This window comes from Streptomyces sp. NBC_01433 (assembly GCF_026340105.1).
Classification (GTDB): domain Bacteria; phylum Actinomycetota; class Actinomycetes; order Streptomycetales; family Streptomycetaceae; genus Streptomyces.
This window is the reverse complement of sequence record NZ_JAPEPM010000002.1, coordinates 204,704-218,894: the sequence shown is the minus strand read 5'-3', so window position 1 is coordinate 218,894 and position 14,191 is coordinate 204,704. Positions and strand designations below refer to the sequence as shown.

12 protein-coding genes and 3 pseudogenes are annotated in these 14,191 nt (G+C 68.3%); 9 read left to right on the top strand and 6 right to left on the bottom strand.

Going from position 1 to position 14,191, the window contains the following annotated elements; all coding sequences use genetic code 11:
• Positions 1-504 precede the first annotated feature (504 nt).
• Both OG413_RS28640 and OG413_RS28635 read right to left on the bottom strand, forming a co-directional pair.
• Positions 505-1,705, bottom strand: a pseudogene (locus OG413_RS28640) (HAD-IC family P-type ATPase); the annotation flags it as partial.
• A gap of 114 nt (positions 1,706-1,819) precedes the next feature.
• Complete coding sequence (locus OG413_RS28635; RefSeq protein ID WP_266810705.1) at positions 1,820-2,092, bottom strand: heavy-metal-associated domain-containing protein; 273 nt, start codon at positions 2,090-2,092, stop codon at positions 1,820-1,822.
• 182 nt (positions 2,093-2,274) lie between these two features.
• Between OG413_RS28635 and OG413_RS28630 the strand changes: the two genes are divergently transcribed.
• From OG413_RS28630 to OG413_RS28610, 5 genes are all read left to right on the top strand, one after another.
• The gene (locus tag OG413_RS28630; protein ID WP_266810703.1) at positions 2,275-3,219 is read left to right on the top strand and encodes a hypothetical protein; all 945 of its coding nucleotides are present in this window, start codon (positions 2,275-2,277) and stop codon (positions 3,217-3,219) included.
• A gap of 584 nt (positions 3,220-3,803) precedes the next feature.
• The gene (locus tag OG413_RS28625; protein WP_073719957.1) at positions 3,804-4,085 is read left to right on the top strand and encodes a metal-sensitive transcriptional regulator; all 282 of its coding nucleotides are present in this window, start codon (positions 3,804-3,806) and stop codon (positions 4,083-4,085) included.
• Between the two features lie 613 nt (positions 4,086-4,698).
• Positions 4,699-5,397 carry a DUF1326 domain-containing protein gene (locus OG413_RS28620; protein ID WP_266810701.1) on the top strand — a complete coding sequence of 233 codons (699 nt, stop codon included), beginning with the start codon at positions 4,699-4,701 and terminating at the stop codon, positions 5,395-5,397.
• Between the two features lie 575 nt (positions 5,398-5,972).
• The gene (locus OG413_RS28615) at positions 5,973-6,869 is read left to right on the top strand and encodes an aminoglycoside phosphotransferase family protein (RefSeq protein ID WP_266810699.1); all 897 of its coding nucleotides are present in this window, start codon (positions 5,973-5,975) and stop codon (positions 6,867-6,869) included.
• A gap of 356 nt (positions 6,870-7,225) precedes the next feature.
• Positions 7,226-8,338, top strand: a complete 1,113-nt coding sequence (locus OG413_RS28610; RefSeq protein WP_266810697.1) for a DUF6183 family protein — start codon at positions 7,226-7,228, stop codon at positions 8,336-8,338.
• Positions 8,339-8,631: 293 nt separating this feature from the next.
• On the opposite strand, the gene OG413_RS28605 is transcribed toward OG413_RS28610, so the two are convergent.
• Entirely contained in the window at positions 8,632-9,093 is a 462-nt protein-coding gene (locus tag OG413_RS28605; protein WP_266810695.1) for a pyridoxamine 5'-phosphate oxidase family protein, read from the bottom strand.
• Between the two features lie 134 nt (positions 9,094-9,227).
• Here OG413_RS28605 and OG413_RS28600 point away from each other — a divergent pair, with 134 nt between their 5' ends.
• The 3 genes and pseudogenes from OG413_RS28600 to OG413_RS28590 all read left to right on the top strand — a co-directional run.
• Positions 9,228-9,542, top strand: a complete 315-nt coding sequence (locus tag OG413_RS28600) for a hypothetical protein (protein ID WP_266810693.1) — start codon at positions 9,228-9,230, stop codon at positions 9,540-9,542.
• A 113-nt stretch (positions 9,543-9,655) separates the two neighbouring features.
• Positions 9,656-10,279, top strand: a complete 624-nt coding sequence (locus OG413_RS28595; RefSeq protein WP_266810691.1) for a DUF1629 domain-containing protein — start codon at positions 9,656-9,658, stop codon at positions 10,277-10,279.
• Between the two features lie 316 nt (positions 10,280-10,595).
• A pseudogene (locus OG413_RS28590) lies at positions 10,596-10,777 on the top strand (transposase); the annotation flags it as partial.
• A 62-nt stretch (positions 10,778-10,839) separates the two neighbouring features.
• Here OG413_RS28590 and OG413_RS28585 read toward each other — a convergent pair.
• From OG413_RS28585 to OG413_RS28575, 3 genes and pseudogenes are all read right to left on the bottom strand, one after another.
• Positions 10,840-12,039, bottom strand: coding sequence for a hypothetical protein (locus OG413_RS28585; RefSeq protein WP_266810690.1), 1,200 nt, complete (start codon positions 12,037-12,039; stop codon positions 10,840-10,842).
• Positions 12,040-12,556: 517 nt separating this feature from the next.
• Complete coding sequence (locus OG413_RS28580; protein WP_266813322.1) at positions 12,557-12,883, bottom strand: hypothetical protein; 327 nt, start codon at positions 12,881-12,883, stop codon at positions 12,557-12,559.
• A gap of 19 nt (positions 12,884-12,902) precedes the next feature.
• Positions 12,903-12,995, bottom strand: a pseudogene (locus OG413_RS28575) (IS5/IS1182 family transposase); the annotation flags it as partial.
• A gap of 580 nt (positions 12,996-13,575) precedes the next feature.
• On the opposite strand from OG413_RS28575, the gene OG413_RS28570 reads away from it, so the two are divergent.
• Complete coding sequence (locus OG413_RS28570; protein ID WP_266810689.1) at positions 13,576-13,881, top strand: hypothetical protein; 306 nt, start codon at positions 13,576-13,578, stop codon at positions 13,879-13,881.
• Positions 13,882-14,191 lie beyond the last annotated feature (310 nt).

Sequence of the window (14,191 nt, the reverse complement as noted above, 5' to 3'; positions counted from 1 at the left end):
GCAGGACGGGCGGCCAGGCCTGTCCTGCTGTGTGAGATGGGACGCCAGAGCCTGTAGTGCCGCGGCGGCTGCCATCCTGACAACGGGATGGGCGGCTACCTGGCGTACCGTGCTGGTCCATGACGATGTGGCCATGACGAACCTCCTCGTGGGTCACTGGCGGATTTACTGGTGGTAGCGGGCATCGGCGGCCCGCTGACCGCGGCGTTCCGGGTCCACGTCACGGCCGGTTCGAGCCGAACAGGAGTAAACGGCTCGGCTTCGCCCCGACGGTCGCGATGCCCACGGCGGCCGGGCGGCGTGATCGAAGATCCGCCCGCCGCCGGGCGGCAGCCGTCGCTGCCATGGTGGATGACGTCGTGCATACGGACTCCTTGTGCGTCCGACCGGCTGCCCTCCGGGGAGCCGTTACGCGAACGAGGGGCGGGCCCGGCCGGGCCCGCCCCTCGTTCGCGTATGTGGCGCGGGCGGTTTTCCGGTTTCCGGCGGCTGCCTTGAAGCCGCGTAGGCGCAGGCCCAGAACAGGTTGGACTTTGATGGTGCCCAGCGTCTTGCGGGCGAGGCGGATGGCGTCGGCGGCGGCGCGCAGGTCGCCCCGGACCAGGCTGAGGTCGCCGGCCTCGATGGCGGCGTCGGTGCCGGTGCCCATGGCAAGGCCGAGGTCGGCATGGGCGAGTGCGGCGGCGTCGTTGACACCGTCGCCGACCATGGCGACCGAACGGCCCTTGCCCTGAAGCTGCTTGGCGACGTTGACCTTGTCTTCCGGCATGACCTCGGCGATCACCTCGTCGATGCCGACTTCCGCGGCCACCGCCTCGGCGACATCGAGGACCGCCCTGGCCTCGCCGTCCCAGGCGACCGCGATCGCGGTACGGCCCGCGGTCTCGGCGTCCGCCTTGGCCCGCGCCAGGCCGGCCGGCAGATCCATGGCCCACTCGGCGAGGAGTTTGGTGCGGCCCACCAGGACCGCTTGGCCCTCGACCACACCCTGAACGCCGAGGCCGGGCACGTTGACGAAGTACTCCGGCGCGGGAAGCGTACCTACCCGCTCGGCAGCACCCGCGGCCACCGTCTGGGCGATCGGGTGCTCGGAGGTGTGCTCCAGGGCGCCCGCCAGGCGCAGGACGTCCTCCTCTCGCGTACCTTCCGCGATGTGAACGGCCAGCAGGGTCATCCGTCCGGTGGTGACAGTGCCGGTCTTGTCCAGGACGACGGTGTCGACCTTGCGCGTGGACTCCAGCACCTCGGGGCCCTTGATCAGGATGCCGAGCTGGGCGCCGCGGCCGGTGCCGACCATCAACGCGGTCGGCGTGGCCAGGCCCAGGGCACAGGGGCTGGCGATGATCAGGACCGCGACGGCGGCGGTGAACGTGGCCGTCAGACCGGCACCGTCGCCCAGCCGGAACCCCAGGGTGCCCAGGGCCAGAGCTATGACGACGGGGACGAACACGGCGGAGATCCTGTCGGCGAGCCGCTGGGCCGCCGCCGTGCCGTTCTGCGCGTCTTCGACCAGCTTGGCCACGCGGGCGAGCTGCGTGTCGGCGCACACTCTCGTGGCCTCCACCACCAGGCGTCCGCCGACGTTCACGGTCGCCCCGGTGACGGCGTCGCCGACAGCGACCTGGAAGGGTACGGACTCGCCGGTGAGCATCGATGCGTCGACCGCTGAGGTGCCGTCGACGACCGTACTGTCGGTGGCGATCTTTCGACCTCGGCTGTGTCGGGGACCGTGGTAGCCATCACTGCTCCTCGGCCTGGGCGTGTGCAGGGGGGGAGAGGAGCCGGGCCCGAGGGCGGGCCCGGCCGGTGGGCGGAGTCGTCAGGCCGCCCGGCCGGTCAGCTCGTAGCCGGCGTCGTCGACAACCTTTGCCAGCAGTACGTCGTCGGGCGCGCCGGAGGTGGGCACGGAGACCCGGCCGGCGTCGACGTCGACGTCCACCAGCAGGACGCCGTCCAGGGCGCCGATCTCCTTGGTGAGCGTGGCCTTGCAGTGCCCGCACGTCATTCCGGAGACGTTGTAGACGGTGGTGGCGCCCTCGATGACCTCGACCGTGACGGTGGAGCAGCTGCCGTCGGGGGTGCAGCAGGACATGGGTTCCTCCTGAAGGATGCGAGCCTACTAGTACCCATGGGGGGTACCGCTAACGATCCCCATGTATACCCCCTACCGGTATATTTGCCAAATGCCTCCAGCGTTCTTGTCAATACCCCCTAGGGGTATATAATCGAGAGTGCTCGTCGCGGAAGGTGCGACACCGCAGAGAAAGGGCCCTCATGAACACGGGCGTAAAGATCACCGCTTTTGCCGCCGCAGTCGCGGCGACCTTCGGTGCCGCCTATGGCGTCGGTACAGCAGCTGACCCCATCAAGCAGGATCCACAGCCGGCGGCCCACGCGGCGCACGACAAGCCGTCAGCCCCGGAGCGTAAAAGCAGCCAGGGGGACGCGACGCCCGCAGGCCTGCAGGTCTCCGAGGCGGGATACACCCTCGACCTGAAGACCCCCCGCGTCGCCGCAGGAGAAGAGAGCGAGCTCCGCTTCGCCGTCCGCGACCAACAGGGGCGGCAGGTCACCTCGTTCCAGCGCGAGCACGACAAGGAACTGCATCTCATCCTCGCCTCACGTGACCTGGTCACCTACCGGCACCTTCATCCCACCCGGGCCTCCGACGGCACCTGGAGCACCCCCGTCACCCTGCCCACCGCCGGCTCCTATCGCGTCTTCGCCGATTTCACTCCGGCCGTCGGCAACGCGACCAACCTCACTCTTGGCGCCGACCTCGCGGCCTCCGGCTCCTACAAGGCCGTCTCTTTGCCCGCACCGGCCGCCAGCTCCACCGTCGACGGCTACACCGTCACTCTCAACGGCGACCTGACCCCGGGCAAGACGTCCGGCGTCACTCTCGGCGTCAGCCGCAACGGCCGCCCGGTGACCGACCTGCAGCCCTACCTCGGCGCCTACGGCCATCTGGTCGCCCTGCGCTCGGGCGACCTCGCCTACCTCCACGTCCACCCCAACGGCGAACCCGGCGACGGCACCACCAAGCCCGGCCCCGGCATCTCCTTCAGCACCACCGTGCCCAGTGCGGGCAGCTACCGCCTCTTCCTGGACTTCAAGCACAACGGCACCGTCCGCACCGCGGCCTTCACTGTCCAGACCGGGAAGTCCGCCACGCCGGAGACGGCAGACACCGAGGAGGGCGGCGCCCACCAGCACTGACCGTTACCACCCGAGGTGGGCGGTCGGCCCAGGATCCTCGGTTCTGCCGGTGCTTCCGCCGGTCGAGGCGTCCTGGGACGGTGAGCCGGACTCCGGGCCGTCGTGGGCAGCGGCGGTTCTTCCGAGCGGCGCAGGTATTGTCCGCCCTTGTCCGCCAGGACATGGGCGGGCCGGGTGTGGGGGAGTCCGGCTCCGGTGCGGGGCACGGACATCTGCTCCAGCCGCGTTCGAACTGGGGCTGCCACCGTACTGTCCGAGGGGCAGGACGCGGGCGAGGAGCCTGCACCGTCCGTCGGTAGCGAGGCGGATCCTGGTGTGGTGAATCCGCTTCGCAAGCGTCCCAGGCATTCGCCGATCTGATGACTTCCTCCAGCGGGTCCGCCGGTTTCCGAAATCCCGGATCAGGTTCCGCGACGGCACGCCCGGCCTCAACACCGCAGCCACGTCAGGAGATCCGAGAGGCGGACCCTGGTTCACTCGTCCGCGCGGAACCGCACCTGGTCTCCTGCCATCGCGGCCCTGTCGCGGTCTGCCGACGGAGGGCAGATGCGCTGCGCACGTCAACAGCAGCACAGGAGGAAACGGTGGCTGGCTACAGCACTCACAAACAGAATGAGCTCAAACGACTGCGGCGCATCGAAGGGCAGGTGAGGGGCCTGCAGAGAATGGTCGAAGAAGACACCTACTGCGTCGATGTCCTCACCCAGGTCGCGGCCACCACGCGCGCCCTGCAGTCCTTCGCCCTGCAGATGCTCGACGAACACATGGACACCTGCGTCCGCGCCGCCGTCGCGGAAGGCGGCGAAGACGGGAACATGAAACTCAAGGAAGCCGGCGACGCCATCGCCCGACTCGTGCGTTCGTGACGCCGTACGGCTGGTGACGGCCAGTCCGGGCCGGCTGTGACCGCAATCGCGTACCAGGCCGTACTTCGGACTCGCGTCATGAAGGGTGACGTCCGTTCCTTGTCCGGGCTTCGTGTGCGGCCGGACAAGGGTGGCGATGCTGAAAGCCACCCGGCCGACACATCAGTGGGCTGGTGGCCTGGGAAGACCCGAGTGAGTCCCGCGTCGAGCGCGGAGACAGGGGCTGTGGCGCAGGCCGCGACCAACCGAAGGGCCTGGGTGGGGGCGGAGCTTTCCGAGTTCGGCGAGGACGGGCGCCTGCGAACGACGGGTGTCGGCCGCATGGTGATTCGCCTGCCCGGCCGGGGAATTGCCGCAGTGAATGGAGCGAGCCGAGGCGCCGACCTTCGGTCTGCACGTCGTCGGCGTCGCCGCAGTCGCGCAACGCCGATAAAGGCGCACCGCCTGCTGTTTGCCCACTGGAGCGACGAAGCGCCCCGGCGGCTACGAACACCCAGGCAACCCTGTCGACTGGGTACCCCTAGGGGGTAGTTGACGTGGGGGCTTGTTGAGCCCTATCTTTCTCTTGTCCACGAGATACCCCCTAGGGGTATAAGTGATCTGGGAGGTCACCATGTGTACCACTTCCGCCGCATCGCAAAGCGTCCCCGCCGTCGTCCGAGCGGGCACGAGTGACAGCACGCTGCCCGACTGGCACTTACGGGGAGAGTGGTTCGACGTGTGCAGCTGCGCACTGCCCTGCCCCTGTACGTTCGCCCAGACGCCGACCCACGGGGACTGCCTCTTCACGCTCGTCTGGCAGGTTCACGAGGGGCACTTCGGGGACGTGCGCCTGGACGGCCTGGGTGTCGTGGCGCTGGGCGAGTTCGCCGGGAACATGTGGGTCGGTGACCCGGACGCCACGATGAAGGTGATGCTCTACATCGACGCCAAGGGTGACCAGGCTCAGCGTGACGCGCTGGAGCAGATCTTCGCCGGTCATGTCGGCGGCTGGCCGGGCCAGTTCGGCTCGCTCATCAGCGAACTGCGCGAGGTGCGGCACGCGCCGGTCCACTTCGACGCCGCCGAGGATCTCTCGTACTGGCGGGCCAGTGTCGCCGACAAGGTCTCCGTCGGCGCGACCGCGCTCACCGGGCCCACTGCCGACCCCTCCCGTCGCGTCCAGCTGATCAATGCTCCGGGCGCCGAGGTCGGCCCCGGTCAGATCGCCACCTGGGGCGTCGTCGAGAGCGATCGCGCGGAGGGGTTCGACTTCTCCCATGAATACCGCGGTGGTTCCAGCAAGCACTTCCCCTTCGACTGGCGCCCCTGACCGCGGGGCAGAGGCAGGAAGACGGTCAGGCGCCTCGTTCGGCGGCTGACCGGCGCGACCGGGACCGGAACCCCCGGCGCAGCGCTCATCCTCTTGTCCCCCGGGGCGAGGCCGGGGCGGTGACGCGCGGAGCGGCGGGAGAGCCGTCACCCCGTCGGCCCGCGCCTGCCGGAGGAGGCGGGGGGCCGGGGCGCGTCGCCGCCCCAGCCCCACAGGCTCGGGTCGCCTGCGCGCGGCTCGTAGTCGGTGCGGCCGCAGGGCCCGTACGGCCGTCGTTCCTGATCAGTACGGCCCTGGCGGCCCGCTCCCCGGGCGGCCGGCTCGTAGCGTCCACGAGCCGGCCGCCCAGGGCGCGGCCGACGAGCTCGACGTAGGTGCGGGTCCGGCTTCGGTCCGGGGTCCGGATCGTCATGCTATGTGTCGTACACCCGTTGAGGCGTGGAGATGCCGGGAATTCCGGCTGATGCGGTCCTGGTTGGCCGGATGCCGGATGCCGGATGCCGGATGCCGGATGCCGGATGCTGTTTCAGCTGAGCAGGCCCCGCCGCCCGTGCCATCAATGGTTGAGTGGGATCATGGACAGCTTCGAGATCGATGAGAACTTGGTGCGCTCTCTGGTGCGAGAGCAGCATCCGGACCTTGCAGAGTTGGACCTGCGTGAGGTGGTCGGCGGTTGGGACAACCAACTGTGGCGTCTTGGCGACGAGTTGGCCGTGCGCATGCCCCGCACGGAGCGCGCACCGTCCCTCCTGCGCAATGAGCACCGATGGCTGCCCGCCCTGGCCCCGCGCCTTCCACTGCCGGTCCCGACCCCGATGCGGATCGGTGAACCCTCCGCGCGCTTCCCGCGGCCATGGACCATCGCGACATGGGTTCCCGGCGAACCGGCCGACCGCGCCCCCATCAGCCACGACCGCGCGGCCGACACTTTGGCGGGCTTCCTCAAGGCGCTCCATGTGAAGGCGCCCGCCGAGGCGCCGGTCAGTCCGGATCGCGGCGTTCCCCTCAAAACGCTCACGGACGGCTTCGGTAAAATGCTTGAGGAAGTCGCCTCCGGGGGCATTGTCGGCGGCCTCCGGAATGTCCAGGACGTCTGGGACGAGGCCCTTGCGGCTCCCGATTGGGACGGCCCGCCGGTATGGCTGCACGGCGACCTTCACCCGGCGAATGTCGTCGTCGCGGACGGGACGCTCTCGGGCGTGATCGACTTCGGTGACATGTGCGCAGGCGATCCGGCGGTCGATCTCGCGGCTGCGTGGGTGCTCCTTCCCACAGGGGCGGCCGCACGGTTCTTCGACGCGTACGCGCACGCGGACGCGTCGATGATCCGGCGCGCACGAGGGTTGGCTGCCCTGAAGAGCCTTGTCCTCATCCTTATTGGCCACGCCGGGGATCAGGGCCTGCCCGGCGGAAAGCCGACATGGGGACCTGCGGGCCGGGCGGCGCTCGACCGTGTTCTGGCATCAACCTAGGCGGATGCCAGACTTCCACGTTGCCCAACTCTCCGTGGCTCCGGTCAAGGTTCGTTGCCGAAGGACAGCGAGGTCACCGAGGTCACCTGAGGCCGCAAGCGAATCGGAGTCCGCGGTGAGCCCAGGGCTCCCGTGTCTGCTCTCCTCGAAGCCAGTCCCCGTCTCATTCAATCCAGGCGGACCGCAGTTGGCTTCCGCGCGACGGCGCTGGCGAAGACGGCAGCACGGCAGAACGGCAGCCGTCGTCGGGGGAGAGCTAGGGGTAGGGGAGGGGCGCGGCAGAAGTGCGGCACGTGTGTGCAGCGCCACCACCCCGTCCTGTCGGTGCGTCCCAGCGGGCCATAGGGTGACGGATCATGGAAGACGCCAAGGACGATCTCGGCGGCCTCGTACGGTCCCAGGCCGAGCGGCGCGCGGCTCAAGGTGACGCCCGGTACGTACGCGAGCTGGGGTCGCGGCTGGCCGACCGATACGCGTCCACTGCCGAGCGGCTGCGGGAATACGAGCACCAACTCGCCCACGTCGTGCGGGTGCTCGCCCTCACCCCCGGCCGCGACAGCCTGGTAGAGCTGCTCCAATTCCTTGACGAGAAACGCCCGTCCGGCTACGGCGTTCTGCCGCGCTTCGTCGCCTCACTCCTCGCGGAGCATCACCAGGCCGCCGACCTGGCCGCGACGGTCTTCGACCATCGCGAGTGGGACCGGCTGGACGATCTGCGTGCCTGCCTCTTCAACGAGTTGGTGCTCCGTGGCGTGGACATCGACGTCTTCCCGCCGCTGCGCTCCTGGCCGCAGGTGCGACCTGGCTGGCACCCGCTGGCCTGGCTCCCGGTGCGTCGCCGCGACATCGAGGCCAACGTCGACTTCCCCAGCCGCTCGATAAACGGCTCTGCCAGTGGGGTACCGGGCGGGCTGCCCGCCGCAGGCCGGATGGACCCCCCGACGCCCCGTACGTCCGAGCGGTCGGCCCTTCGTGACATCGCCACCACAGCCATCCACGAGAACATCGTTGCCGCCGTGCAGGCGGGCGACTGGGGGGACTGCGATGCCTGGGTCTTCATACCGGACGAGGCCATAGCACCCGAGCAGGTACCCGAGTTGCTGCCGACTCTGCCAATGCCGTGTGTCGACGGGCTCGGCCCCACGAACCGCTTTCAGATCGCCATCCGCCCGGTGGACGAAATCTGGCGTCTGCTCTTCGCCACCGCCTCGATGGGCGGCATGGGCAACTCGGGCGTGCATGCTGCCTACGGCCGACTGTGGGCATGGCGTTCGATCGCAGGGCTCAGCGGCGCTCCAGCGGGCGCGAGCGCGGAGGAGGTGGAGCGCCAGGCCCAGCAGAGCACGTGGTTCCACTTCGAGGCCGATACGGAATGGTTCCACAACGACATCGGCTCCGACTACGGCATAGCCGCCCTCTCGCCCGACTGCCGCCGACTCGCCGTGCTGGCGGCGATGGACGCCGACTAGAGATACCGCCGGACCACTTGGTTGTGAGTGCGGTCGCGCGCGCCTCCCGTTCGTACAGAGCCTTTCTTCTCTCAGACCCATGGCCTGGGCTTGACGCATTCTCTCCCGCCCCGCCGGGGGGAATCGGCCGCCATCGCGACCAACTCGTCGATCCCGCGACAGGGCTGGCTTCATCGATGCCTGGTGGGATCAGAGCAACCAAGCGGAACTCCTCACGCCCAACTGGCCAAGTTTGACCACCATGGCGCTCCCTCAGCGTTCCGGTGATCGGGGCGGAGAAGTTGGATCGTCCGCTATGCCAGCCACGTACCGTCCCGCATGATGAGCCTGCCGCGTAGTTCCGGTTCGTCGCGCCAAGCACGCACAGTCTTCGGCACCACGCGCACATACAGGAAGGCGCCCTCCTCCGCGCGCGGGTCCCACCCGAACTTGTCGGCGAACGCCTCCGCCGCGTCACCGGGCACCTCCTGGACGGGAAACAGCTCCGCTTCACCCTGGAGCAGCACCACATCGAAGGTGTCCGGCAGTGCCAGTCGCACGCGCGGCTCCGCGGTGACGTTCCGCGCGGTCACGGAAGTCGCACTGGTGCACATCCATACCGCTCGCCCATCCCACAGGAACCACAGCGGCACCTGGTGCGGCCCGTTATCAGGGTGAGCTGTCGACACCCAGACATCCCGCTCCGCGCCGAGCCGTTCCAGTGCGTCGCGCCTACGTTCCGGCGTCTGGCGATGAACTATCTCCGTGGTCTGCATGAGTACAGACCCTAGCCAGCAGACGTGAAGCACGGATGAGGCGAGGGACCTACTCCCAGCGGCCGATGAACCCCTCAGCCCGCACTTCGGTTGACCAGTCCGAGCATCGTAGTTGGCCATTTGATCACGCTGCGGTGAGCCTTGATTCCCGGCCCGAGGTCGGGCCCGTCTCAAAGGTCTATAACCCTGGCAGCCGCGACAGCAGACCGGTCGCTGTCCACGGGCGATGTCGTGACGCCTGCGCAGAGGGCGAACCGGCAGACGGCGAGCGGGTCAAGCTGATGCGCCTGCGCTACGGCGGCACCGCCAGCCGATGGGGCTTCGCCCTCTACTACGCCGGCAGCGACCGCTACGAGGACTCCCTGCTACCCGCCGGCGCCTTCGCCGGCGGCCCCGAAGACACCCTCGACTGCGCCTGCCAGCTTCACCTCGCCGGACCCGGACTTTGACCCCAGCGACACACAGAGCAGCGGCTTCGGAGGCAACCCGCGAAGGACTGCCGGAGCCGACTACTAAGCTGGCGGAGGCGGAGGCCGACTCCGCGTCAGTCCGGCGAACGGTGATGGACGCTTTGTACTTCGCGTTGGCATATAAAAAAGAGGCCCGCTGCCCCGTCTTCCTCAACGGAATGATCCACGAGGCGTTCTCGGACAAGGGCTACGACAGGTCGATGCAGTACACCTGGCACTACGCCATGGGCCACGCCCCGCTGGCCGACCTTCCGCCCGAGCTGTGGCTGATCGCGAAGGACCGGGCATACGACTTCGACTTCCATACGTCGTTCGACGGGCAGGTTGTCAGCGGCGACTTCCTGTCCCTGATGCAGTCCACCGACACTGGCAGCTGGCAGGCCGCGAGGTTGCATGCGGTGTCCACCAAGGGCAAACGGATCTCGGTGAAGGACTACTTCTTCGTAAAGTTCCCCCGGGCCGAGCTGCTGAAGGTCGAGGACGTGGTCGACCTCGAGAGGTCGAAAATCGACTACCGCCGCGACGGGCAGATCAAGAAGGTCTGGGAGCTCCGATTCAGGAAAACACCGGAGCGCGACCTGTTCTTCCTTGACTGTATTCCGCTCCTGGGTGTTGCCTTCTGCTCGGAGAGATTCACCGAAGGTGCGAAGCGGTTCAGACCGAGGGGGGTCGAGTTCGTGGAGCTGCCTGAGATCGGGGCTATCCACAGCGCGTGACCGGACGCTCCGCTTCCGTGTGACGATCCTCCATCTCGTCGCCCTCGACAACTGACAGCGGGCACACCCACAACCAGCCCGGAGTCAACCCCCGAAGGACTTCGAGAGCCGACCCTTAGTTGCCCGCACGAATCCTCATTCCGGTGTCTACTCCGGTGGGTTGCCCAGTACTCGTACCTTGGGTGGTGATGCCTGGTGGCCGGCGTCGCCAGGGTGTGAAGCTGGGGGATGCGGTGCGGCTCCGGGGTGAGTTGGCGGATCGCCTGCCGGCTGTCCGAGGGCGATCACTCCGCAGGTGTGGGGATCGCGCCGGGGGTGGGGGATCGACGACGTGTCGTTTCCCAAGTGCGGCCGGGCGTCGGCGGGGGTGGCCCGCCATTACTGCGGAGCGCTCGGGAAGCGGGCGAACTGCCAGGTCGCGGTCAGTGTCCACGCCACCACCGGCACACTGCGTTCTGCCCACTGGGCTGGCAGTTGCATCTGCCCCGGGACCGGGCAGGCAGCGCACCCGGCCGCAGTGGGTGCGTACACGAGTGGCTGTGACCCGTACATTCGAGCCCTTAGCGCCGGGCCGCGTTCGCCTCCGTCCCACTGCCCCGCACCACGTCCATCAACGTCCCCGCCACCGCGCTCATCCTGCGCTTGCGGAGGTCCAGGACAGGGGTCGGGTTCGAGAGGCCGTGGGATGCCAGCAGGTTCATCAGGGCCCAGATCACGTCAGGACGTCCCGTCACGGCGAGTTCCTGGCCGTCGGGGGCGATGGCCTTGGCGGCGGTGGTGCCGGCGAGGAGGTTGGTACGCGCCCAGTCGATGACGTACGACCTGCCGTTCGGGTTGGCGTAGAGGACGACCTCCCTGGTGCGGTGCAGGACCGAGAGGTAGTCCATCGGCACCGTCAGCCGCCGGGCGGCGTCGAACGGAGGTGTCCCGTCCTCGGGACGGATGCGCAGCACCGTGTCGAGGACCGGGCCGTGGCCCCGGAGGTCGATCGTGTCGCCGACCATCTCGACACCTCCGGCTTCCCGCGCGATCCGCATCTGTTGCAGCAGCCAACCCGGGCGCCGGGTGGCATCGGTCCACCGGCCCTCAAGATCGATCATCCGGCTGGTTCTCGTACCCGACATGAGGGCGCTGCGGGGCCAAAGAGGGGGTGACCTTTCCGGGGACCTTCGGATCGGGCGGCGTGCCGACAGCGCCGGGTCGACGAGGCCGATCAGGCGGCCCGCCGTGACGGCGGACAGACACAGGGAGGGTACCCGCCACGTGTCCGTGATCTCGAACCCGGCGGCCCCATCGGCCCCACCGGCCTCTTTGGCGTCATGCACTCGCAGCTTCAGCCTGATCAGCGGCGTGAACTCATTGGGGGTGAGGTCGCCGGAGTAGGTCGTGAAGGTCGCCTCGTTGTCGGGGTTGTATCGCACGAGCGACGCCTCCAGGACATCCGCCCGCACCATCCGCGCCTGCGCCGAGCCGTGTTCGGACCGTGGTGCCCACATCACGAAGGTGTCGTCCCCGTAGGAGACGTTCTCGTGCTTCACCCGGTCCCTGCGCGTGATCCGGGGGAATTGCCTCCGCGCGTCTTTGAGGGCTATGACAGGGATCAAGACCGAGCCGACCAGGCCGACGATGAGCGCGATCCAGGCCCAGTTCTCACCCTCGTCCCAGGCGACACATCCCACGACGAGGACAAGGGGGACCGGAAAGCAGCAGACCGTGGCGAAAAGTAGTTTGCCGACCAATACGCCGGCATAGCTACGCATGGCCCCACCTCAAGCTCGCCCCCTGCCCCGCGGCACGTGTCGTGCCCTGGGGATACCGCACGCTGCCCCATGGTTCCGTCGACCTCGCCCCGGCGCCACCCTTCCGGAGGAACGAAAACCAGTTCCCGGGCGGGATGCGCCAGAGAGCGGCCGATCATCCGGTGGGGAGGGTGCAGCACCAGCCTTCCTGTCACAGGGCAGGGCTATGAGGCGGTCGGACAGGTGGGGGAGCTCGGTGGAGTACGCACGGTGGAGCGGCTCGTCGGCGGTCGGGATATCGACGGTGACGACCAGCGGCCTGGATCTCGCCGTGCTCCCGTAGATCGGCTCGTTGAACTGCTCGGCGCAGTCGAAGCGCAGCCGGGTCAAGCCACTCCTGCGTGCCTCGGTACGCACCTTCACTCGGCTCAGCGGGGCCCGGTACGGCCCGATGAAACCGTCTGGCCGGAGCAACTCGAAGACCCCGTGACCGACCCGTAGATTGAAGCGGCCATGCTCGAAGACCTTTGATTCCACGTCAGGCGACCCGCCGGTCGGCGAGCGCGGCCACTTGGGTGAAGTACGCGCGGAACAAGGGCTCGTCCCCTGGCGGCACCCGGACCGCAGGCGAGTAGCGGTACCTGAGAGCGAGCCGGTCGGTACCGTAGAGCGCGGCATTCGGATCGCGCACGACACCGAAGAACAACTCGCCGGGCTTGTCCGGTTTCTTGTAATGCACCAACATCCCGAGCCAGTGCAATGGAACCCGGAACGTACTCTCGGGGCTGTCCAGATTGAACAGTTCGAACACCCCCCGGTCCACCCGCAGGTGCAGGTTCTCGTAGTCGAACGTGAGCGGGTCCATGCTGGGAACATAGCCTGACGGTGGTCACGACGGACAGGGGATTCTGCCCCTGTCCGCCGGCCAGGTGCAGCTTGGCGGTGAGGCCGCCGCGCGAGCATCCGAGCCCGTGGTCATCGGGCTCGGTGGCGATGCCGCCGGGCGGCTTCTTCTGCAGGTCCCCCTCTTCCTTGCTCCGGCGGCGTGCCACGCGGCGTCCTCGTTGGCGGGGTCCCAGAGAGGGCCGAAATGCATGCCAGGGAGACTTGAGTACGTACTTCGCCGGACGGGCCGACTGCGGCGCTCAGTCACGCCTAAGCGTCGACATGCACGAAGGAAGCTCCTCTCGCCACGTTGGGCCCGCCCCGGCGCCCGAACACCTCGGCGTCGTACGCCGGTTCACCCCACCAGGCCCTCGTGTCCTCCGGCTGGGTGAGCGACGCGGAGCCTGAGCTGAGCCGAATAGTTCTACGCGGCTGGCTGCGCCCGCCAGACCCATGTGAAGCCTCTGCGGGACATGCTGACCGACCTGCCGAACGGGCTCTCGGCGGCGGCGCTCAAGAGTAAACGGATCGCTGGCCACCCCTCCTGACCCGCATGACACCGGGATGGGCCGGGCGGTGGCCATGGTGGGGGCAAGAGGGTCCAGCTCCAGTTCACTCGGGGCGGTGGCCCCATCAAGTCGATCTACCCGATCAGCTTTTGGAGTGAGTGGCATGGGTGGACAGCTCGGGCAGGTGAAGATGTCCTTGGCCGATCTGGAGGTGCGCCCGGGAACACCGCCGCAGGTCCAGGGCGAGATCTGGCTCACCCTGGGGGAGGCGGATCTCCCCGTGGCTCACTGGACCCACTCATCTCTGTCTGTTCTCGGTTCGCTGGGCGAGGCCATCCGGAGCTCCTCGGCGGGGGAGACCGGAGATGCCTGCCTCTCCGACGGGCTCTACACCATGCGGCTGGTTCCGGCCCGGCCGGGCTTTGGGGTCATGCCGACGTCATCGGGATCAACGAACGCGAGGGCTTGATCTCGGGAACCGGGGAAGGCTTCGTCGAAGTTCGCCGCGAGATCCCGTTGACGAACTGTCCGGCGCGCAGGTGGACGAGGCTCATCGTGGTGCTCGGCACCGAGCGGTTGCCCGTGGCCCGGAAGCGGGGTGCTGATGTCGCTCATCTCGGGCACGAACTCGGCTGGGTCGGGCATCCGGGAGATGGAGGGTTCGTCATGGCTGTATGGCTGTGCTTCTTCGCGTCAGCCTGGTTGGCTCTTCGCGGCACTGACGGATGGGCGTATGGAGACGTGACAGGAATCCGGAGAGACTTCCTTCCAGCGTGCTC

What these genes read in the sequence shown, in the direction of transcription:
- OG413_RS28635 (WP_266810705.1), bottom strand. Translation starts at nt 2,092, where the DNA reads ATGTCCTGCTGCACCCCCGACGGCAGCTGCTCCACCGTCACGGTCGAG.
- OG413_RS28630 (WP_266810703.1), top strand. Translation starts at nt 2,275, where the DNA reads ATGAACACGGGCGTAAAGATCACCGCTTTTGCCGCCGCAGTCGCGGCG.
- OG413_RS28620 (WP_266810701.1), top strand. Translation starts at nt 4,699, where the DNA reads ATGTGTACCACTTCCGCCGCATCGCAAAGCGTCCCCGCCGTCGTCCGA.
- OG413_RS28615 (WP_266810699.1), top strand. Translation starts at nt 5,973, where the DNA reads ATGGACAGCTTCGAGATCGATGAGAACTTGGTGCGCTCTCTGGTGCGA.
- OG413_RS28610 (WP_266810697.1), top strand. Translation starts at nt 7,226, where the DNA reads ATGGAAGACGCCAAGGACGATCTCGGCGGCCTCGTACGGTCCCAGGCC.
- OG413_RS28605 (WP_266810695.1), bottom strand. Translation starts at nt 9,093, where the DNA reads ATGCAGACCACGGAGATAGTTCATCGCCAGACGCCGGAACGTAGGCGC.
- OG413_RS28595 (WP_266810691.1), top strand. Translation starts at nt 9,656, where the DNA reads ATGGACGCTTTGTACTTCGCGTTGGCATATAAAAAAGAGGCCCGCTGC.
- OG413_RS28585 (WP_266810690.1), bottom strand. Translation starts at nt 12,039, where the DNA reads ATGCGTAGCTATGCCGGCGTATTGGTCGGCAAACTACTTTTCGCCACG.
- OG413_RS28580 (WP_266813322.1), bottom strand. Translation starts at nt 12,883, where the DNA reads ATGGACCCGCTCACGTTCGACTACGAGAACCTGCACCTGCGGGTGGAC.
- OG413_RS28570 (WP_266810689.1), top strand. Translation starts at nt 13,576, where the DNA reads ATGGGTGGACAGCTCGGGCAGGTGAAGATGTCCTTGGCCGATCTGGAG.